The organism is Bacillus altaicus (assembly GCF_042136375.2).
Taxonomy (GTDB): Bacteria; Bacillota; Bacilli; order Bacillales; family Bacillaceae_G; genus Bacillus_A; species Bacillus_A cereus_U.
Map to the genome: position 1 here is coordinate 4,201,319 of NZ_CM143394.1, position 20,509 is coordinate 4,221,827.

A 20,509-nucleotide genomic window follows, 5' to 3' on the forward strand; every position below is an offset into this window, starting at 1 on the left:
TTTTTTACTAAATTAATTTAAAAATACTCTTAATTTGTCTTGCAAATAACCAGTTTTTCGTACCGTAGTTATCATTTAGACTATCTAAATTGATAGATTTCCCGTTAGCAAACTTTAATTCTAACGTTGTATTTTGATCATTTGTTTTTAAGTTACTATTTGTAATATCATCATACTTTAATTTTTCAATCTCAATATACTCTTCCTTCTCTTCTCCGATAACGACGTGATCTTGGAAGAAGAACAATACTTCTACTTTCTTACCGAAACAAAATACGTTTTTCGTATAAATTAATGTCGCATTATCAAGTCCGACACATACTTCTTTCATCTCTTCAACAACGTTTCCTAAGTTTTCTTCGTTTCTTGCATTTGATTCAGCAATCCATTCTTCGATTGTATTCATGTTAATTGCCATACTGTGCCCCCTAGTTCGTTCATTGCTTTATTAAAAAATAAATACTATATGACAATATAAGCGATACGCACTATGTTTTCAAGGGCGAACGGTATATTCAAAATAAAGTGAAACTTTATTTATTTCCCTTTTACAAAAAAAATAGCACTTAAAAAAGTGCTATTCCGCTCGCCTTGCTGCTTGTTGAATTGGATCCCAAACGCTGTTATATGGTGGTGCGTAACTTAAGTCGACATCTTCTAAATCGTGAATACTCATTTTATTGAAAAGCGCCATTGCGATAACATCAATACGTTTATCTACGCCCTCTTCTCCAATTACTTGACCGCCTAACAATTGTTTCGTATCGGCATGATATAGTAATTTCAAGTGAAGTGGCGAAGCACCTGGGTAATAGCCCGCCATATTTGTTGAATCTACTTTGACTGTCTTATACGGGATGTTTAACCCTTTCGCTTCTTTTTCATTTAAGCCTGTTCTTGCGAGCGTCAGATTCATAAATTTAATAATGCCTGTACCTAACGTACCTTTAAATGCTCTTCGTTTATCAACCATATTGAGTCCGGCAAGTCGCCCTTGTTTATTCGCAGTCGTTCCAAGCGGGATGTGATCATGAGTTTCCTTTATAACATGGTAATGTGTTGCACAATCGCCAGCCGCATATACGTCTTTCACATTTGTTTGCATATAAGCATTTACTTCAATTGCACCTTTAGGATTTTTACGTATATTTGTCCCTTCAAGAAAATCAGTATTTGACTGTACACCGACAGATACTAAAACGAGATCTGTTTTATACGTACCTTTATCTGTTTCAATTTGTTCTACTCTTTCTTTTCCTTTAAACGCCTTTACATTTTCATTTGTTAAAATTTCAATACTATGTTTATCTGCTTCTTTATGTATGTATTCCGCCATATCGGCATCATAAATTGTGCCAATATGATCGTTTCGCTCAATCATTCTTACTTTCTTTCCTAGTTCTACAAATGTTTCTGCCATCTCTAGACCAATTGCACCGCCGCCAATAATCGTTACGTGCTCAACGCTATTTGTTTGTAGCGCGCCTACTATACGCTCAGCATCCGGAATTGTTTTTAAAAGATGAACACCTTGTAAATCTTTACCTTCCCAATCCGGCATAACAGGGTGCACACCAGTCGCAATTAATAAACGGTCATATGAAAATTCAAATACATCGTTCGTCTTCGTATGTACTGCATACACGATTTTCTTTTCCGTATCTACTTTCGTTACTTCATGACGCACTTTCGCATCAATCCCATATTTATCACGAAACGTCTTTACATCGCGTGCAATTAACTTTTCAGTAGAGGCGATAACACCACTAATCACATACGGTAATCCGCACTGAGCGTATGAATAGATTTCACCTTTTTCTAACGTTACAACATTTGCAGTTTCATCGTTTCTAACAATTTGCATTGCTGCACTCATACCCGCTGCATCTCCGCCAATAATGACATAGTTCACTTTACCACTCCTTCTTTTGACATACTCTTTACGATTTCCATATTTTATAAAAATAACACCTACTTCCATTGTAAAGAAAGAGAATTCCATCTACAAATTTGATGCACAAACCTATGCATGAATAGGTATCCGTCGTGTCTTATAAACAAGATGTTTAATATGCTATAACAGTTACTATTGAAAGTAGGTGAAATATACATGTGCGCAGGCCTTCTCGCCCAGCTTCCAGAGGAACCGCAAGAACCGAAAGCCGCCTCGCCACTTGACCAAGAATTTTCCATTAACGCAACACTTTATAGTGCTCGCGCTTGGTTATCTAGTGATGAGACTTTCGCACAAACTATTTGGAAAGGCTCTCGCTTCGCTTCAGCATCACATGCTGGCAAGTCCATCTTACCAATCGGTACTGTTAAAATTTTGAACTTATCTGATGATACAATAACAGTTACTGCATCATCAGAATCAGATGATGCCCTCAAAATAGTCGTACCACCTCATTCTGAAGGTGTTTTAACATCTAGTGCATTATCTGATGTGCAAGCAAGTACATCAGGAGGAGCAAGTAAAGTCACATTCCTCTTTCACATCTTTTTCTCAAGGGATCCTGGTCCAGCTAAACAACCATAGAAAAGGTACAGTAATATACACTGTACCTTTTTCATGCACTCTATTCTCTTGATTTAATCAGTTCAACATTATAAGATTCCACACTCGTTAACGTTCCTGTAAAATACGGATTTTCTCTGTACCAAGACTGTTTTGAAAAATACGCTTGCATATCTTTCGTTTGAAACATATGTCCATGTCTTGCGTATATTTCATTTCTAGCAATTTTCAACTGTTCTATCGTTAAATATGTTAAGTCCGCACTCGTTAATTTTCGAATATCACTATCCGGAAAGATGAAGCCATTATATACATAATGAGTCGTAGTTGGCGGAGTGACATTGTAAACAACTGTTTTTTCTACACTTTTCTTTTGAAATGGAAGATTATAAGCCGAAAGTGCCGTTACCGTTTCTACCTTTGTCGTTTCCCTTCCGGTTTCTCCATTTCGTTCTAAATAAATCGCCGCACTTCCATCAGTCGCTACCGGTCCCCACTTGAGACTCCCACGACTAAAGTCGCAAGCCCGAATCCTTACGGAGTTACGGGTGGGATTCTTGAATGACTAAACGTTCGCAGTCCATTTCTGTTTTGAACAATCTTCAAGATGAGGGCATCTCATTGCCCCTCCTAAACCAGACCATATAGGTGCTTAGGCTGATTGACTGTTACCATCAATCACAGTTGCGTAGCGAATATTCATCGCCCCAACGATATCACGATGTGTCTCAAACCCACATGGACACTTGTATTTTCTGTCTTGTGCCTTATTCTTTTCAGCACATTTCGGACAGCTTTGACTTGTATAAGCCGGATTCACATATTCAACCTGAATACCAACTAATGCTGCTTTGTATGCAATAAATCGTGATAAACGATAGAATGACCAAGTGTGTAGGTTTTTTTCGTTTTTACGGCTTGTTCTTGCCGTCTGTCTTATATTCGTTAGTTGTTCTAATCGAATGACAGAAATATGATTAGCGATCGCAAAATCAATGATTTCACGACTTATTTTGTGATCTTTTTCTTGCATCCATCTTTGTTCTTTATCATCAAATCGCCGAATTGCATTCACTTTTTTGTCTTTTCCTAACTTCTTACGAACACTACGAAACTTACGCTTCCTATATTTGTTTTGCCTACCATTCCCAAAGAAACGAACCTTGTCATCATCTGTGATCGCTACCGCAGGGACTTTGAGACCTAGGTCTACTCCTAAAATTTTCGTCCCTGCTCTTTCATTTGTAGGAACCATGACAGATATTTGGGCAATCCACTTATTCGATTTCTTTGTGATGCGAAGTGTACCTAACTTATGTTTTAGCAAATCCAAATTGCGATTGTTTTTATCGATTAATAAAGCTCGGACCTTTAAACGAGTGGACTTTCCATTTACCTTAAACGGGATTGAAATATGAGTGGCGTCAAACGAATAATTTTGATTGTTCCATATACAAACAGGCCTCTTTAAAATCGGAATGATTTTATAATTGCTTTTCTTTACTTTTGTAGCAAACAAACTTTTCGCTTCTTTGATTGCTTGATTCTTCACCGCACTTGGGATATTTGCTTCGATATCTTTTGTGCTTTTTTTCGTACTTTTCTTTGCTTCAACCATTTCTGATACAAGTGTATTTATGACTTTGATATATTCTTGGCTACTTTGTTCTAATAAACGGATTTGTTCTTTTGTTGGAATCAATTTCACTTTCACTGTTAGGGTCTGTGACATACGTTTCATCCCCTTGTTTTTTGATTTTCAGCATCATTCATTTAATACATTTCTAGCAATAGAAACAAAATGAGAACGTGTCCATAAACTTTGCAACTGCATGAGACGAGAAGATTTTTCTTTCAAACACTTTGAACCGTTCTTCTATAATCATTTATTCTCGTTACAATATATCATTTATTCTCAGAAAATTACAACAAAAAGACTTAAAGAAACTACCTATACTTTGGATACTTAAAGTACCACGAACCTTGCGATTTTTAGTGGTACTCCGTATCCAACCTCACTTTCATCCCATGCCTAAAGGCAATGGGCTTTCTCGTTCGGAAAGGGCTGTAAGATGGATTTTCTTTTATATATGAAAATAGAGGCGTTAAACTCTCTCGTGACAATAACGGCTGGATCATCTGCCGTGATGATCTCAGCTAATTTCTCCCCGTCCCTCTCTTGTAAAACAGTAATAATTCTCTCTACTTGCGATGATTGTGAGTAATATGAAGATCCATACGCATATAATCCGCCCAATACTACAATAAAAAATGTTAAAAGTGTAATCCCAATTATTGTCCCTTTGCTCATTTTCTGCTTCTTTACTACAGGATTCCCCCTCTTCGTCCCGCAGTTTTGACAAAATTGCACACTGTCTTCAAAATGAGCTCCGCATTTTGTACATACATTCATCCATTCAACCACCTTTTCGTTAGAAGCCTGTTAATCCCCCGATAAAGGTTTGGATTATCGTTTTAATGTAAGACCAAAACACGATAAACGTTGCAATTCCGATTAAAACATTTGCGATAATAAGTGTGTAAACAGGATCTACTCCGCCGTTGTCTAGTTTTAATATAGCTACAATTATACTAATTCCCATATACGTTGTAGCCAGCCCTAATAAGATTGGTAAAAAAAAGATCAATAGGAAACTAAATAGAAAAGAAAGAACTAGTATAGCAATAGCTGGCGTCGCTATCGTCCCCCATATACCGAATGCTTCAAGAAAAGAAAAAGATGATTTCATCATCTTACCACTTACAAAAATAATAAATGCGACAAATAAAGTTAAAATTAATAAAAAGAAAAAGACCATTACAGATTCTCCAAAGAAAGTAGGAGTAGCTATATCTGGCACTAATGTCCTCGTAACAGTCGCCGCTGCGCTCATCATTCTATAAAAAATACACGCTCCTAAAAAGCAAATAAGCACAAGACTTACAATTCCATTTCGCACTTCAATATTTCCACTTTCCATAATGGCCGATGGTGATTTAAAAGCATTTTTAAAGAACTGAAAATAGCCACTTGCAAATTGTTTCACTTGCTCTACCGTTTCATTCGGACGAGTTTCCTTTACTCGTGCCGGGCGCGATAGCTGCCCTTCTTCCTGCCCACCACTCGCTACCACTTCTTCCGTTAACGAATATCCACAATTTCCGCAAAATCTTGCTTCCGCTGCATTTTCAGTATTACATGCCGGACATTTCATTCTCTCATCCCTCCTTAAGCATATACCTTATAGGGTGTTACAAATTCAATATATGACTTTGTACATAAAACATGACTACAAGAAAAAGAATATGAAATCCTTCTTTTAAACGAAACTATGTGTGCTAGTAATATAGAAAAATAATGTTATTATGAAACAGAGCAAATAACATTTTAAACAGATTGGATGAAGACAGTGGAATTTGTAAACTCGATTTTTCAAACACTCCTTACAAGTGTGATCCAATTATTTTCTTTAATTGGTGTCATCATTGTAATTGGATTTATATTAGGTTATTTAGAATCTCTCACACAAACGTATTGGTCGAGAGCTTTTGGTAGGAAAGGTTTTCTTTTAACCGCGTGGATTGGTGTTCCCGTTCATGAACTTGGGCATGCAATTATGTGTCTATTATTTCGTCATAAAATTGTAGCAACGCAGTTTTTCCCAACAGATACAAGTCAGGGAGCTTTAGGTTACGTACAACATCAATACAATCAAAAAAGTATATACCAACGAATCGGTAATTTCTTTATCGGCATCGGTCCTATTATTTCTGGTATTACTGCCTTAATACTTTTAATGCGCTATTTCGTACCAGAGTCATATTATTTATTTAATACGAATCTGGAAAAAACTGTTACATCGACTTCTATTAACTTAGACATGATCCAAAACATGTTTTTATCAACATTCTTTTTATTAAAAAGCTTGTTTACAATGAGCAATTTATTGACCCCTTCTTTTTGGTTATTTTTATTTATCGCTATTTGTATTTCCGCACATATCGCTTTAAGTAAACCAGACATTAAAGGATCAATAGACGGCGTCATCGTCATGTTTATCTTATTATTTTTATTCAATATAATAGCGGGACTGTTTCAGTACGATAGTAACCAACTCATCGGAAAAATGATGAAGTATAATATGTATCTCATCGCATTTTCTAGTGTGGCACTGCTTTTCTCTTGTATTTCTACACTTGTGAGTTTTGGGTTTTATAAAATAAGAAGAGGGCGTTCGTTGTGAACGCCCTCTTCTATCTTTAGAAAATTATTTATCAGATTTAATAAGCTATTGAATCTGAATAGATGGTCCAATTACTTTGCTTTCTTCACCCGAATACGGTACAAGTGAATATTTACCCACCGCTAGATCAATTCCATCAAATCTACTAAAAGAAATGCCGCCATCTTTATTCGATATAACTACCTCTTTAAATGTATGTGCTTCTCCAGATTCTGATTCGATTTTAAAATAAATACCTTCATTTGCACTTTGTGTCACATCATAATAAATCGTTGTGGAAATCGGCGTAGAAACTACTTTTTTAACAGTTACTTTATTGCCATCGTATAAAGCAATTGTTTCATTTAATTCAAACGTCTGCTTCTCTTTCATCAACTTAGCTTGCGATACTTCAATATCAAATATCCATGGTTGCTTAATTACAGTATCCCTGTTGAATGTATTATAAGTAATTTCGATTTGAAGTGCATCAGTTTGTGGCATTTCGCTAAAATCGACGGCACCGTAGATTGTAAACATAGAATCATTTACTTCAATTGACTGTGCATCCTTTGTATTAGAAAAGTCACGGCCATTTATTCGCACCTGTGGAATTAAAAATGTTTGATAATCAAAATTCACACCCTTTGCTGGCTCAAATGTTGAACTAATGAGCAGTTTATTCTCATCCACTAATACCTCATTTAAAGTCAGTTTACCGTATTTATTTTCAGCTGTTTTCCCAATAGCAGTCTTATACGATGAATAGTCTAGTGGTTGCTCTTCATCAATATATTTTTCAATCAATCCCGCAAAAAATGGTGTATTTGCTAAAGAAGATTGTCCAAGTGGCACTATAATACTGACAATTAGCATGCAAACTGCAGCGACTCCGAACAATTTTTTTGATTGTTTGTTTTTACGGAGCTTTTTTTTCACACGCTTTTCCCACTGCTTTTCCTCTATTTTGGTTAAGGAAACCTCCTCAAATTCTGTAATATCCAACTGAATGTCATTTAGCTCTTTATAAATAGACATGTCCTCACACCCCATTTTTAAAAATAAAAATCTGTTTGAGCTTTTTTCGTCCGCGTGACAGTTTGTTATGAATCCATGATTCTTTCACGTTAAGATGGGAAGCAATTTCACGAGACGGTACACCTTCTAAATAATACTTTTCAAAAATGTTTCGCTCCGTTGCTGACAGCTCATTGAGCAATTCCTGTACGTCTAAGAAATCATTTGATTTTCTTTGTTCTTGATACAGATGGTCATTAATCTCCGTACAGACAGTTTGTTGCTGATTTCTCGCATTTTTCCGCTGATAATCAATTGCTCGATATTTAGCAATGGCTGCTATCCATTGTTTAAACGTATTTTTACTTGGATCGAATGAATCGATATGAAACCAAATGGCTAATAATACATCATCTAAACATTCTTCATAATCCTGCTGATTACTATGTACATATCGTTTAATAATAGCGCTGAGTAAACCTCCATATGTTTGGATAATGAATGTAATGCTCTTTTCATTACGTTGTTTAATTTGTTGCACAACATTTTCTTCTGTTATCTTCAAAAATAGACCTCCTCGCACTGCTAATTGGTATCTACTTTCTAATACGAATGAAAAACAATAACCCTATCACTGTTTTGAAATATTGCGAACATAATCTCATCATAAGTACTACTCCCTCACAATCTTGACAATCCTTGTTCACGATAAGAAGAGCTAGTCCATTTAGAACTAGCTCTCCTAATCACTTCTCCCTCTTATAATCACAATGCTCAACCGGAACACGAGCATGCCCTTCTTCATCCGTACACCATGACTGTGACTGAAAGGCAAGAAAAATACCAATCCACTCTTCCTTCTTCTCAAAGTGAATCAATATCCCACCGTCTTGCCATTTGCCATCATCACCTTGCCATTTCTCTACATTCCCTTGATTCATATGAATATCGTGTATACCGTTTCCAGGTGTAAAATGAAAATACGAATCCGGAACCTTTTCTTCTGGTCCCCACCTTTCACCAAACGCATAAATAATCGCTTTCTCATCTATTGCTCGTTTTATATAACGTTCTATCTTTTCATTTAAATCATTATCAGATCCCGTTTTTTCAGCTGGCAAAGGAATCATTTGCTTCGAATCAAATAAATTACCTCTTACATAATCTAAAGCCACTTTCGGCTCATTGTTTTTCACTTCCGTAAAACCGAACGGTAATGTCGGTAAAATATGAATCGCCTCTGATCGAATATTGTTACTCGCAAAATATAAAACTTCCGACGGATAGCTTTGCGATTTCACGTTAATTGCAATGCGATAATTAACTCCTGCTTCGCCTTGTAAATGAACTTGATAATGAGGTGTTTTACCTTTTCCAATCTTTGATTGTATAACTGTACCTTTTAACACACCATAGTTTTTTAAGGGCATACCTTTCATCTCCTATTCATTTAGTAGAAGCTTTTCATACTTAAGGCATTATCCATATAAAAAGAAAACCCTCCTTTGCCAGGAGGATTTTTTATTTTTCTCCCGCATTAACGGGCAGTAAGACTCCCACCAAAAAATCTAACTGGAGCCTAACTGCCCGTAAAAGCCCGATTGGTGAAGCTAATAATTAGTGGGGATGAAAAACACTCCCCACTAATTAAAGTTTCACTTTATCAACATATACCAAAAAATCACCTCTACCACTACAAGCAACACTGCACCAGAAATCATTAACGTCGTTTTCTTTAATAGTTCATTTTCACGATAAGGGATATTACATAAATAAGCACCAAGTGTAATCCGTGATGGGCAAGCGATTGTCGCTACTGATGATGCGGTGTTTTGAAGTGTTGTGACGTATTGCCACGGAAGTGCTACGTTTTGCGCTGTTTGCATTTGGAGTTTAATAAACATCGCATTTGATCCTGCGTTACTACCTGTTAAAAAGCCCCCGATTCCTCCAATGAACGGAGCAACGAAAACGAAAAAGGTACCAAATGTTTCACCAGCTGTCTTTGCGAGTAATGAATGCATACCAGATGCCCCCATTAGCTCTGAAATCGCAATGAACATTGTCGTTGTAATTGCGAATGGAATCCATTGTTTTATCGTTTGCGAGATTGATTGTTTAATAATATTAGATGGAATGCGGAAGAAAATAATTGTAAATAAACAAGTCATGGCGAGCCAAAATCCTGGCGAATATAGTAGCTCTAGTTTGTAAGAATATGATTTTAAATCGAGAACTGCATATGACCTGAGCAGATCGTGTAATGCTGGAACGAGGCGGGAAAGTAAAATACAAACTGTTAAAAAGATATAAGGGCTAATAATTTTTATAATCGATATTTCCCTCTCCGTAGCTGCCGCATGCTCTGTTAGAAGTTTTTGCTCATTTTCCCCTTTTAATTTAATGATTAGAAAGCCAAATATAATGGTAACGATAGAACTTAATATTCCTGCTAGTTCAACACTTACGTATGCGTTAGAAAGATAGATTCCGAGAGAAAATAATAGAAAGAACCCTATCCCTTCCTTCCACTTTTCTATAACTGCCTGAAAGCCACCGACAACGTATAAAGAAAGGATGATAAAGTATGCGAAAATCGGGATGCTTAATAATGCTGTGTTTGTACCAAGAGTTGTGAGTGGCATGTTAATAAGCTGAGAACCGATAATCGTACCCGTTGCCATCGCGCCCCATGAACTTGCAAGTAAACCGATAAACGAAAGTAGCACAGCTTGAAACGGTTTATAACCGAGAGAAAGAAAAATAGGTGCTGCGACCATAAAACCAATTCCGAACCCACTCACTGACTCAATAAGTGGACAAATACCAAAACACATAAGAAGCATTTGTAATAATCGATCGCGCGTGACTTGTTCTAGAAATCGTGCTACTTGATCGATGTACCCCATTTTGTTCATGAGGTGAAATAAAAAAATACCGAAAAACAAAACGTATCCAACAATAAAACAAATTAACCAACCTTTAATCGTTGCGTGTACAGTTTCACTTATCCCTAATTGAAACGTTGGCGAGAGTAAAACAATTCCGACAGAAACGGCATAAGAGATTAATGATGCTCTTAATGACGTTTGTTTAAATAAAAATAAACAAATAAAAATCATCATAATCGGGATAAGTGCCAACAATATGGCCATGCTATCATCTCTTTTCGTAAAAAGTGCAATTTTTTTACTATTATATAACAGATGTTGTGATTTTCAATTATTTTTATCCCGCAGTAACGGGCAGTAAAACTCTCACCTCAAAATTCGGCTGGAGCAAAGAAGTTAGGTGGGAGTCGGGCTGCCCGTAAACGCCCGATTGGTGAAGGCTAATAATCAGTGGGGGATGAACACCCCCCACTGATTATAGTTTCACTTTATAACAGATTTAAAAAAGGAGCCAAGCGGCTCCTTTTTTTGAATAACTATTTTATCTTTTATCCTGAAAAACCGTCTGCTGCCCCAGCATCTTTTCTAAAACAGCAAACACAATATAAACACATACTACTTGCAATGCAACATTCCAAAATTTCATTAAAGAAAATGAATGTATCCACTGAAATAATTCATTTAGCATTACAACTGAAACGATAGTAAATACTCCTATAATGGCTGAAAATATACATACTTCTAAAATAGATTGCTCTTGTATTCGATTTAAACTGGAAAAGATGAATAAATATCCTAGAAATAGAGCCAGTAATTCTATTTTTGTCATGCTAATTAGCCAAGCGTATAGTGGCACGGTTAAAAGAAGATATAATAGTTTACGTCTTAGCATGCCTTCTCCCCCTCTAAGTTAGAAGTAATCTTTTGTATATTTTAACATTTTTTATATGAAACAAACAGAAGAGACTTACGCCTCTTCTGTTTGTTTGACTGCCCTTATTAACTCACATATTTCCTCTTGCTTTTCATTTTCTAACAGCTCAATGACTTTACTTCCAACGACAACACCGTCGCATATTGTAATCATTTCTTCTATTTGCTCTCGTGTGGAAATACCGAATCCTGCGACTACTGGTAAGTGGACATGTGATTTTACTTTTTCTAAGTAACTATGAATTTCGTTTTTAAAGTTTTGACGTACTCCTGTTACGCCCGCTACCGTAACGGCATAGACGAATCCTTGTGATTCCCTTGTGATTTTTTCGATTCGCTCAATTGAGCTCGTTACAGTTACGAGTGGAATTAATGCAATGTTTGCATCGCGAAGTAACGGTGCAATAATGTCTTGTTCTTCATACGGTAAGTCTGGAACGATAATGCCATCCACACCTGCTTCAAGACAGCTCTCGATGAAACGTTCTTTTCCGAATGCGAGTACTGGATTTAAATATGTCATGAGTACAAATGGAATTTGAACTTCCTGCCTCACTTCTACTAATGCATGAAAAATCCCTTTTAATGTTACACCGCTATCTAATGCTCGTTTTCCTGCCCTTTGAATAGTTGGACCGTCTGCGACTGGATCTGAAAACGGAATACCGATTTCAGCGATGCTTGCTCCCGCTTCATCTAAAAAGCGGATTCTTTCTTTTAACTTTTCAAGTCCACCATCTCCGCCCATTACGTACGGAATAAATGCTTTCTTGCCATTTTCAAACGCTGCTGTAATTTTTTCTACTCCCATTTTTTACACCTCTTCCATATAACGTTTTATACTCTCTACATCTTTATCGCCGCGGCCAGATAAACAAATAACAAGTCCTTCGTCTTTCTTCATTTTCGGCGCTAGTTTTAAAGCATATGCAACAGCATGTGAGCTTTCTAACGCCGGGATAATCCCTTCTTTTTTCGTTAATAATTGAAACGCATCTAACGCTTCGTCATCTGTGATTGAATGATAAGAAACGCGTCCAATATCTTTTAGCAAACTATGTTCTGGTCCAACACCTGGATAATCTAATCCAGCTGAAATAGAGTGCGCTTCTTGAATTTGTCCTTCTTCATTTTGCAGAAGATACATCATCGATCCATGTAAAACACCGACGCTGCCTTTCGTTAAAGTCGCTGCGTGCTTTTCTGTATGAACGCCTTTTCCAGCTGCTTCTACGCCGTAAAGAGCAACTTCTTCATCGTGTACGAACGGATAAAACATTCCCATTGCGTTACTACCACCACCAATACAAGCAACGACTGCTTCTGGTAATTTCCCCTCTAACTCCTCGTATTGTTTTTTCGTTTCTTTTCCAATTACACTTTGAAAATCACGGACAATTTGCGGGAATGGATGTGGCCCGAGAACTGATCCCATAATGTAGTGCGTATCGTGTACATGTGAAACCCAGTAACGGAGCGCCTCGTTTACCGCATCTTTTAACGTGCCGCTACCTGCCGCTACGCTTTCTACTTTTGCTCCGAGTAATTCCATTCGGAACACGTTTAATTTTTGTCGTCTCACATCTTCTTCTCCCATGAAGATGACGCATTCTAAACCGAAAAGGGCACATACAGTAGCTGTTGCAACTCCGTGTTGTCCTGCTCCTGTTTCAGCGACAACTTTCTTCTTACCCATTCTTACTGCAAGAAGCGCCTGACCAATTGTATTGTTAATTTTATGAGCTCCCGTATGGTTCAAATCTTCACGCTTTAAATAAATCTTTGCTCCGCCGCAATACTTCGTCATATTTTCCGCAAAATAAAGCGGTGTTTCTCTTCCAACGTACGTTTGTAAATAATGATTTAATTCCTTTTGAAATGCTTCATCTTGCATCGCTTCTTTATATGCTTCTTCTAGCTCTAGTACAGATTGCATTAACGTTTCTGGAACGTATCGTCCTCCGTATATACCGTAATGACCTTTTTCATCTGGATATGCATAGTTCATTTGGAACACTCCTTCGCTTTTTTAATAAATTGTTTTATTTTCTCCAAATCTTTCTTTCCTTCTGTCTCTACCCCGCTACTCACATCGACCATATATGGCTGAACGGTTTGAATGGCTTCTTCTATATTAATGACGTTTAATCCGCCAGCTAATATCATTTTCTCTCGCAACTCGTTTGGCATATGTGCGAGTAACTCCCATGAAAATGTCTTACCGTTTCCTCCATGAAACTTTTCTTTCGGGCTATCAAATAACAGATAATCTGTTTCGTATTTTTTCGCATGTTCAATATCTTTCTCTAAAGCTACTCCTAACGCTTTTATAGACGGAATGTTCAATCTTCTAATTTGATGGTTGTCTTCATCCCCATGTAGTTGCACATGCGTTAACCCGCACTCCTCTGCAATTTTCTGGATCACTTCGACTGATTCATTTACGAAAACACCTACCTTGAAAACGCGGGCTGGAATTTCCCCAATAATTTCTTTCGCTTGCCCTGGAGTGATTTGGCGTTTACTTTCTGCAAAAACGAATCCGATTGCATCTGCGCCATATTCACACGCACTTTTCGCTGTTTCCATATCAGTGATGCCGCAAATCTTCACTTTCATATGCTCACCTTACAGTCTTCAAAAAAGGTACTGATAGAAGATGATGTCATAAGCGCTTCTCCGACTAATACACCTTTGGCACCAGCTCGTTTGACTCTGATGATATCTTCTTTTGAATGAATACCACTTTCACTAATCCAAAGCAGATTTTCCTCATTCAGTCGTTTTCCGAGTTTTTCAGTTTGGCTTAAATCTACTTCAAACGTTTTTAAATTACGGTTATTAATTCCGATAACGTGCGGATTTAATCGGGTTGCAATTTCTAATTCCTGTTCATCATGAACTTCAACAATCGCTTCTAATCCCATTTCTAGTACGTAGTTATAAAGCTCTTTTAATTTCTCTTTTGACAATGCTGCAACGATTAATAAAATAAGATCTGCACCAGCTTCATAAGCTCTATCAATTTGAATCTTATCAATTATAAAATCTTTACATAAAAGAGGAATGTTACTTTCTGCTCTTGCAGTTTGTAAGTCGTAAAACGATCCTTTAAAAAATTGACTGTCTGTTAAAACCGAAACTGCTCCAGCGCCGCATTCTTCATATGTTTTCACTTGTTTTGGTACATCAACGTGTAAGTTTATATCGCCTTTTGATGGAGACGCTCGCTTCACCTCGGCGATTACAGTAAACTGCTCTAAAGCTTTTACAAGTGAGTGTGTTTTCCTTTTTTCTTTCACTGGTGAATATGTTTCATATAACTCCGCAACTTCTACTTTCTTTTGCTCTACAATTTTGTCTAAAATCGTCCCCACTTTAATTCACCCTTTCTAATTTTTCATGACTTGCTGTAATTAATAAGTTTAATTTTTCTAATGCTTTTCCGGAGTCAATGCTATGCGTTGCTAGTTTAATTCCTTCTTCAATCGTTTCCGCTTTTCCGTTTGCGAAAAGAGCAAGCCCTGCATTTAGTAAAACGGTATCGCGGTATACACTTTTTTCTCCGCTCAATACTCCGAGCGTAATTTTTGCGTTTTCTTTTGAATTTCCGCCTCTAATTTCCTCATTTTTCACTCTTGAAAAACCGTAGTTTTCTGGTGCAATACTCATTTCAATTATTTCATTGTCTTTTAAAATAGCGACGCAGTTTTCTCCTTGTAAGGATGCTTCATCTAAAAATCCACTTCCGTTTACGACGAGCGCTTGTTTTCTGCCTAGTTTCTGCAATACTTCCGCTACCGGCAATAACATATCTCGTTTATAAATACCGACAAATTGTGTTTCTAAATTAACCGGATTCGTCAGCGGTCCAATTAAGTTAAAGATCGTCGGAACGTTTAATTCTTTTCTTATTTTCATAATGCGTCTTAATGCTGGATGCATCGCTGGTGCGAATAAGAAGGCAATCCCTACATTTTCTAATAAGGAGTCAATCTCACCTGGCGTACAACTAATGTTTACACCGAGTTCTTCTAATAAATCAGCACTTCCTGTTTTACTAGAAACAGCGCGGTTTCCATGTTTCGCAACCTTTACACCAGCTCCGGCAAGTACAAATGCCGATGTTGTACTAATATTGAATGTTTGCGCACCGTCACCACCCGTTCCGCAATTGTCCATCGCGCCTTTTATATGATTTGAAAACGGTAATGCCTTTTCGCGAAGAGCACGAACGAGACCGTATATTTCTTCTGCTGTTTCGCCTTTCGCTTTCAGCAATACTAAGAAAGCTGCAACTTCACTTTCCAATATGTTGTCACTTAATAAAAGAAGTCCCGCTTCATACATTTCCTCTTCTGTTAAATGTTGTCCCTCTACTAACTTTCGAAGATAACTGTTCATACTCTCTCCTCCTCTTTCACTTCTGCTAAAAAGGCACGTATTAACTTCCCGCCTTCTTCTGTTGCAATTGATTCTGGGTGAAACTGTAATCCGAAGAGCGGATAATAGTTGTGACGAACTGCCATGATTTCTCCGTCATCCATCGCTGTCGCGAGTATGTCAAAACACTGCGGCAAACTATTTTGCGCTGCGACGAGTGAATGGTAACGCATCGCTGTTAGCGGCTGCGTAACGTAAGAAAAGATTGACGTTCCGTTATGTTTCACACGCGATGTTTTTCCGTGTTTAATGCGCTCTGCTCTAACAATTTCTCCTCCAAATGCGGATATAATTGCTTGATGGCCAAGGCAAATTCCTAAGATGGGAACGTTCTTATAAAAGTGACGAATAACATCGATACAAACCCCAGCATCTTCTGGTTTTCCAGGTCCTGGTGATAGCACAATTCCTTTCGGCCTCATCTCCTCTAATTGTTCAATTGTTATTTGATCATTTCTTACGACAACAATTTCTTCCTCGTACTCGCCTAATAGTTGATACAAGTTATATGTGAATGAATCATAATTATCGATCAGTACAATCATTTCATAACCTCCAAAAGCGCTCTCGCTTTATTTAATGTTTCTTCATATTCAGCTACAGGGTCTGAATCGTAGACGATACCCGCTCCTGCCTGAACGTACGCTTTCTCATCTTTTACAACCATCGTTCGAATCGCTAGCGCCATATCAAGGTTTCCTGAGAATGAAATATATCCAACTGCTCCGGCGTATACATTTCTTTTTTCATGCTCTAACGTATTAATAATTTCCATCGCACTTATTTTCGGAGCGCCTGATACTGTACCAGCTGGTAAACAATACGCTAATGCATCAAATCCACTCATTTGTTTTCGCAATGTTCCGTAAACTTCAGATACAATGTGCATAACGTGAGAGTATTTCTCTACTTTCATATATTTATCTATCTTCACAGAGCCAATTTCACTTACTCTGCCAATATCATTTCGGCCTAGATCCACAAGCATCATATGCTCCGCCCGCTCTTTCTCATTTCCTAACAGTTCTTTTTCGATTTCCTCATCTTCCTGCTTCGTTTTCCCTCTCGGCCTCGTGCCGGCAATTGGATTTGTCATTACCTTATCATCTCTTACTGATAGTAAACTTTCTGGCGAAGAGCCCAGTACAACATAATCTTGAAAATCGATATAGAACATATATGGTGATGGATTCGCAATTCGAAGTTTCCTGTATAATGCGAACGGATCTCCTTTACACTCACTTTTTAATCGCTGGGATAATACCACTTGAAAAATATCTCCGGCCCGAATGTATTCTTTCGCTGTTTCTACCATTTCACAAAATTCTTTTTCCGTTACTGAAGAAGTGAATGATAAAGATGATATTACTTCACTCACCTTCTCTTCTTCTCCGTTTAGCACTTCCTCTTTGTATCGTTGCAATCTCTCGTATACTTCTTCATAAGAAGCTGATTCATCTCCCTTGCATACATATACAAACGATAGTTTTTGGCGTAAATGATCGTAAACGATAAACTCGCGATACAGTAAAAGGTGTACTTCTGGAATATTTAATGGATCATGTAAGTCTACTCCTATATTTTCATACTGCCTAATTACGTCGTAGCCGATATATCCAACTGCTCCCCCGCAAAACGGGAATGGACTGTCTACTTGCGCTGGTACGATTACCTCTTCTAATATTTGCAGTACGTTACCTCGCAGCTTTTCTTTTTGCCCATACATCGTTCGTTCTACTTCTACGCCAACACTTTTCACTTCTCCATAAGGATTACACCCTAAGTATGAATAGCGTCCTTTATCTTGATGAAGCTGTGAACTTTCTAATAAAAACTTTTTCTTCCCTTTCATACGTCTATATAAAGAAATTGGCGTAATGCTATCTCCTTCTTCTTCAGCGATTACTAAAAATGTTTTTCTTTGTTCTTTTTGCTTCATAAATTCTTCTTTCGTCATCATGCCTTTCACCTCACTCTGAAAAATAAAAAAGTCCCCTACATATCGAAATATGTAGAGGACGATAAATTTACCGTGGTACCACCTCATGTTGGACGCAAAAGCATCCCGCTTTATTCAGGTACAAAATATATACCTTATCCTTGTAACGGCGGAACCCGGGTTGCCTACTGAATAGAAATTGTTCAGCATACCTCTCGTAAGCCCATTCCGTATATGGCACCGCACCGGGCTCCCACCTGCCCCCGGCTCTCTGAAACGTCTCCATTATACGTACTCTTCTTACTTAAACGATTTAACATATTTAATTTTTTGTACACAAAAAGGGAGTACTCATCCTATAGAAAGGACGGGTACTCCCGTGGTGCCACCTTAATTCGTTACGAATGTAACGCACTTTGCCGTATCAAAAAATAATACGTGTCTCTTGTATCGATGAGATCATGTCGCCAAAGCCTACTTCTTTCGTTTCGGTTTGGAAGCTCCGAAGCCCATTCCACATCAATCCCATACTGATTCGCACCAACCATCAGCTCTCTGACATGTTCATCATGTGTACTCTTCTTCATCAACGCTTGCATTTTTTTAAGTTGCACTCATTATATTCCTCAAATTTCTAATAAGTCAATACTTTTTCCAAAAAAAAATATTATTTCTTCGTTCAATATTATATTGACAAAACAACCTGTTTTTATGTAAAAATAATAAATACTCTATTAAGATTAAGGTTTTTTGCCAGAAAGTTATATATCCCAAAAGTAAAGAGATGTCAAAAAACGCTTAAATTTCAGAAAATTCTTATTTGCGCATGGATTTTTCTGAATAATCATGATAGATTATAAAGTGAAACTTTAATCAGTGGGGGTTTTATTCATCCCCCACTGATTATTAGCCTTCACCAATCGGGCATTTACGGGCAGTTGATCTCCCACCTAACTTCTTTGCCCAAGTCGAATTTTGAGGTGGGAGTTTTACTGCCCGGCGAATAGCTTGATAAATATGCAAAATGCATCAAAAGACATGACAAAAGGAAGGGGAACTACATGAGTACGCAGATGTTAACTTTAACTTCTATCTCTATTTACATGCTCGGGATGTTAGTAATCGGCTATTTCGCCTACAAACGAACGTCCAACTTAACAGATTATATGCTTGGCGGGCGTACACTAGGCCCCGCAGTAACAGCATTAAGTGCTGGAGCATCCGATATGAGTGGTTGGCTTTTAATGGGATTACCCGGTGCAATGTTTAGCGTTGGATTAAGTAGTAGTTGGATTGCGATCGGCCTAACACTAGGCGCATACGCAAACTGGCTTTATGTCGCTCCTCGCTTACGTACCTACTCTGAAATTGCAAACAACTCTATTACTATCCCAGAATTTTTGGAACACCGCTTCCACGACAAATCTCACATGCTACGCTTAGTATCCGGACTTGTTATTATGATTTTCTTTACTTTCTATGTAGCTTCAGGACTAGTTTCAGGCGCTGTATTATTTGAAAATTCATTTGGTATGAACTATCATATTGGATTACTCATTGTAGCAGGCGTTGTTGTAGCTTACACACTATTTGGTGGTTTCTTAGCAGTAAGTTGGACAGACTTCGTGCAAGGAATCATTATGGTAATTGCTCTTATTCTTGTTCCTATTGTAACAATTATGAATTCAAACGGACTTGGACCTGCATTTGATACAATTCGATCTGTAGATCCAACACGTTTAGATATTTTTAAAGGTGCCTCTACTTTAGGAATGATTTCTTTATTCGCATGGGGCCTTGGTTATGTTGGACAACCTCATATTATCGTACGCTTTATGGCAATTTCGTCTGTAAAAGAAATTAAAAGCGCACGAAGAATTGGTATGAGCTGGATGATTTTCTCTGTTGTCGGAGCTATGTTTACTGGTCTTATCGGTATTGCTTACTATTCACAACAAGGTTTGACATTATCTAACCCAGAGACAATTTTCCTTGAACTTGGAAAAATTTTATTCCATCCACTTATTACTGGATTTTTATTAGCGGCTATTTTAGCAGCTATTATGAGCACAATCTCTTCTCAGCTTCTCGTTACTTCAAGTGCAGTAACAGAAGACTTATATAGAACATTCTTTAAGCGTGATGCTTCTGATAAAGAACTTGTATTTGTCGGTCGTATGGCTGTTCTTGGCGTTGCTTTAATTGGATGTGCATTAGCGCTTAAACAAAATGATACGATTTTAGCCCTTGTTGGATATGCTTGGGCTGGATTTGGTTCTTCATTTGGACCTGCTATTTTATTAAGCTTATATTGGAAACGTATGACGAAATGGGGCACGCTTGCTGGTATGATTTCAGGTGCAGCCACAGTAATTATTTGGACACAGTTTAAATTCCTAAAAGATTTCTTATATGAAATGATTCCTGGTTTCGCTATTAGTTTAATAGTGATCATAATTGTTAGTTTACTAACTAAACCTTCAAAAGAAGTTGAAGAGCAATTTGAGAATTTTGAAAAACAACATATTCATAATCTATAAAAAGA

19 protein-coding genes, 2 pseudogenes and 2 other annotated features are annotated in these 20,509 nt (G+C 37.5%); of the genes and pseudogenes, 3 read left to right on the forward strand and 18 right to left on the reverse strand.

The features are described 5' to 3' along the window. Positions 1-7: 7 nt before the first annotated feature. Together ACE38F_RS21730 and ACE38F_RS21735 are read right to left on the reverse strand one after the other, a co-directional pair. Positions 8-418, reverse strand: coding sequence for a DUF3908 family protein (locus tag ACE38F_RS21730; RefSeq protein WP_375369888.1), 411 nt, complete (start codon positions 416-418; stop codon positions 8-10). Positions 419-577: 159 nt separating this feature from the next. Continuing rightward, positions 578-1,912 carry an FAD-dependent oxidoreductase gene (locus ACE38F_RS21735; protein WP_215555615.1) on the reverse strand — a complete coding sequence of 445 codons (1,335 nt, stop codon included), beginning with the start codon at positions 1,910-1,912 and terminating at the stop codon, positions 578-580. 198 nt (positions 1,913-2,110) lie between these two features. Between ACE38F_RS21735 and ACE38F_RS21740 the strand changes: the two genes are divergently transcribed. Next, entirely contained in the window at positions 2,111-2,539 is a 429-nt protein-coding gene (locus tag ACE38F_RS21740) for a hypothetical protein (RefSeq protein WP_215555614.1), read from the forward strand. Positions 2,540-2,579: 40 nt separating this feature from the next. Here ACE38F_RS21740 and ACE38F_RS21745 read toward each other — a convergent pair. From ACE38F_RS21745 to ACE38F_RS21760, 4 genes and pseudogenes are all read right to left on the reverse strand, one after another. Continuing rightward, positions 2,580-3,020, reverse strand: a pseudogene (locus ACE38F_RS21745) (YARHG domain-containing protein); the annotation flags it as partial. A gap of 150 nt (positions 3,021-3,170) precedes the next feature. Beyond that, complete coding sequence (locus ACE38F_RS21750; RefSeq protein ID WP_375369889.1) at positions 3,171-4,250, reverse strand: RNA-guided endonuclease TnpB family protein; 1,080 nt, start codon at positions 4,248-4,250, stop codon at positions 3,171-3,173. A 335-nt stretch (positions 4,251-4,585) separates the two neighbouring features. Continuing rightward, a pseudogene (locus ACE38F_RS21755) lies at positions 4,586-4,931 on the reverse strand (TcaA second domain-containing protein); the annotation flags it as partial. Between the two features lie 19 nt (positions 4,932-4,950). After that, positions 4,951-5,733 carry a zinc ribbon domain-containing protein gene (locus tag ACE38F_RS21760; RefSeq protein WP_375369890.1) on the reverse strand — a complete coding sequence of 261 codons (783 nt, stop codon included), beginning with the start codon at positions 5,731-5,733 and terminating at the stop codon, positions 4,951-4,953. A gap of 195 nt (positions 5,734-5,928) precedes the next feature. Between ACE38F_RS21760 and ACE38F_RS21765 the strand changes: the two genes are divergently transcribed. Next, the gene (locus tag ACE38F_RS21765; RefSeq protein WP_375369891.1) at positions 5,929-6,762 is read left to right on the forward strand and encodes a hypothetical protein; all 834 of its coding nucleotides are present in this window, start codon (positions 5,929-5,931) and stop codon (positions 6,760-6,762) included. A gap of 45 nt (positions 6,763-6,807) precedes the next feature. On the opposite strand, the gene ACE38F_RS21770 is transcribed toward ACE38F_RS21765, so the two are convergent. From ACE38F_RS21770 to trpE, 12 genes are all read right to left on the reverse strand, one after another. Next, the gene (locus ACE38F_RS21770) at positions 6,808-7,779 is read right to left on the reverse strand and encodes a DUF4179 domain-containing protein (RefSeq protein ID WP_375369892.1); all 972 of its coding nucleotides are present in this window, start codon (positions 7,777-7,779) and stop codon (positions 6,808-6,810) included. Between the two features lie 4 nt (positions 7,780-7,783). Continuing rightward, positions 7,784-8,323 carry a sigma-70 family RNA polymerase sigma factor gene (locus ACE38F_RS21775; RefSeq protein WP_341307389.1) on the reverse strand — a complete coding sequence of 180 codons (540 nt, stop codon included), beginning with the start codon at positions 8,321-8,323 and terminating at the stop codon, positions 7,784-7,786. Positions 8,324-8,504: 181 nt separating this feature from the next. Further along, entirely contained in the window at positions 8,505-9,188 is a 684-nt protein-coding gene (locus tag ACE38F_RS21780; protein WP_375369893.1) for a DUF2278 family protein, read from the reverse strand. Between the two features lie 225 nt (positions 9,189-9,413). Next, the gene (locus tag ACE38F_RS21785) at positions 9,414-10,913 is read right to left on the reverse strand and encodes an L-lactate permease (protein WP_341307391.1); all 1,500 of its coding nucleotides are present in this window, start codon (positions 10,911-10,913) and stop codon (positions 9,414-9,416) included. 277 nt (positions 10,914-11,190) lie between these two features. After that, a complete protein-coding gene (locus tag ACE38F_RS21790; RefSeq protein ID WP_215555608.1) occupies positions 11,191-11,541 on the reverse strand; it encodes a DUF4029 domain-containing protein in 351 nt (116 codons plus the stop codon). Positions 11,542-11,616: 75 nt separating this feature from the next. Next, positions 11,617-12,393, reverse strand: a complete 777-nt coding sequence (trpA, locus tag ACE38F_RS21795) for a tryptophan synthase subunit alpha (RefSeq protein WP_375369895.1) — start codon at positions 12,391-12,393, stop codon at positions 11,617-11,619. A 3-nt stretch (positions 12,394-12,396) separates the two neighbouring features. Then, entirely contained in the window at positions 12,397-13,590 is a 1,194-nt protein-coding gene (trpB, locus tag ACE38F_RS21800) for a tryptophan synthase subunit beta (RefSeq protein WP_375369896.1), read from the reverse strand. After that, positions 13,587-14,201: a phosphoribosylanthranilate isomerase gene (locus ACE38F_RS21805; RefSeq protein ID WP_375369897.1), complete on the reverse strand. Its 615-nt coding sequence runs from the start codon at positions 14,199-14,201 to the stop codon at positions 13,587-13,589. Before ACE38F_RS21805 ends, trpB begins: the two co-directional genes overlap by 4 nt. Further along, positions 14,198-14,959: an indole-3-glycerol phosphate synthase TrpC gene (gene trpC / locus ACE38F_RS21810; RefSeq protein WP_375369898.1), complete on the reverse strand. Its 762-nt coding sequence runs from the start codon at positions 14,957-14,959 to the stop codon at positions 14,198-14,200. The genes ACE38F_RS21805 and trpC overlap by 4 nt, the downstream gene beginning before the upstream one ends. A 1-nt stretch (position 14,960) precedes the next feature. Beyond that, positions 14,961-15,986, reverse strand: a complete 1,026-nt coding sequence (trpD, locus tag ACE38F_RS21815; protein WP_341307395.1) for an anthranilate phosphoribosyltransferase — start codon at positions 15,984-15,986, stop codon at positions 14,961-14,963. Then, complete coding sequence (locus tag ACE38F_RS21820) at positions 15,983-16,570, reverse strand: anthranilate synthase component II (protein WP_341307396.1); 588 nt, start codon at positions 16,568-16,570, stop codon at positions 15,983-15,985. Before ACE38F_RS21820 ends, trpD begins: the two co-directional genes overlap by 4 nt. Beyond that, positions 16,567-17,985 carry an anthranilate synthase component I gene (gene trpE, locus ACE38F_RS21825; RefSeq protein ID WP_375369899.1) on the reverse strand — a complete coding sequence of 473 codons (1,419 nt, stop codon included), beginning with the start codon at positions 17,983-17,985 and terminating at the stop codon, positions 16,567-16,569. Before trpE ends, ACE38F_RS21820 begins: the two co-directional genes overlap by 4 nt. 51 nt (positions 17,986-18,036) lie before the next feature. Continuing rightward, positions 18,037-18,282 (reverse strand) — a binding site (T-box leader). A gap of 42 nt (positions 18,283-18,324) precedes the next feature. Continuing rightward, positions 18,325-18,563, reverse strand: a binding site (T-box leader). A 462-nt stretch (positions 18,564-19,025) separates the two neighbouring features. Here trpE and putP point away from each other — a divergent pair. After that, positions 19,026-20,504, forward strand: a complete 1,479-nt coding sequence (gene putP, locus ACE38F_RS21830) for a sodium/proline symporter PutP (RefSeq protein WP_375369900.1) — start codon at positions 19,026-19,028, stop codon at positions 20,502-20,504. The last annotated feature ends 5 nt before the right edge of the window (positions 20,505-20,509 follow it).

What these genes read in the sequence shown, in the direction of transcription:
- ACE38F_RS21730 (WP_375369888.1), bottom strand. Translation starts at nt 418, where the DNA reads ATGGCAATTAACATGAATACAATCGAAGAATGGATTGCTGAATCAAAT.
- ACE38F_RS21740 (WP_215555614.1), top strand. Translation starts at nt 2,111, where the DNA reads ATGTGCGCAGGCCTTCTCGCCCAGCTTCCAGAGGAACCGCAAGAACCG.
- ACE38F_RS21750 (WP_375369889.1), bottom strand. Translation starts at nt 4,250, where the DNA reads ATGTCACAGACCCTAACAGTGAAAGTGAAATTGATTCCAACAAAAGAA.
- ACE38F_RS21760 (WP_375369890.1), bottom strand. Translation starts at nt 5,733, where the DNA reads ATGAAATGTCCGGCATGTAATACTGAAAATGCAGCGGAAGCAAGATTT.
- ACE38F_RS21770 (WP_375369892.1), bottom strand. Translation starts at nt 7,779, where the DNA reads ATGTCTATTTATAAAGAGCTAAATGACATTCAGTTGGATATTACAGAA.
- ACE38F_RS21780 (WP_375369893.1), bottom strand. Translation starts at nt 9,188, where the DNA reads ATGCCCTTAAAAAACTATGGTGTGTTAAAAGGTACAGTTATACAATCA.
- ACE38F_RS21785 (WP_341307391.1), bottom strand. Translation starts at nt 10,913, where the DNA reads ATGGCCATATTGTTGGCACTTATCCCGATTATGATGATTTTTATTTGT.
- ACE38F_RS21790 (WP_215555608.1), bottom strand. Translation starts at nt 11,541, where the DNA reads ATGCTAAGACGTAAACTATTATATCTTCTTTTAACCGTGCCACTATAC.
- trpA (WP_375369895.1), bottom strand. Translation starts at nt 12,393, where the DNA reads ATGGGAGTAGAAAAAATTACAGCAGCGTTTGAAAATGGCAAGAAAGCA.
- trpB (WP_375369896.1), bottom strand. Translation starts at nt 13,590, where the DNA reads ATGAACTATGCATATCCAGATGAAAAAGGTCATTACGGTATATACGGA.
- ACE38F_RS21805 (WP_375369897.1), bottom strand. Translation starts at nt 14,201, where the DNA reads ATGAAAGTGAAGATTTGCGGCATCACTGATATGGAAACAGCGAAAAGT.
- trpD (WP_341307395.1), bottom strand. Translation starts at nt 15,986, where the DNA reads ATGAACAGTTATCTTCGAAAGTTAGTAGAGGGACAACATTTAACAGAA.
- ACE38F_RS21820 (WP_341307396.1), bottom strand. Translation starts at nt 16,570, where the DNA reads ATGATTGTACTGATCGATAATTATGATTCATTCACATATAACTTGTAT.
- trpE (WP_375369899.1), bottom strand. Translation starts at nt 17,985, where the DNA reads ATGATGACGAAAGAAGAATTTATGAAGCAAAAAGAACAAAGAAAAACA.
- putP (WP_375369900.1), top strand. Translation starts at nt 19,026, where the DNA reads ATGAGTACGCAGATGTTAACTTTAACTTCTATCTCTATTTACATGCTC.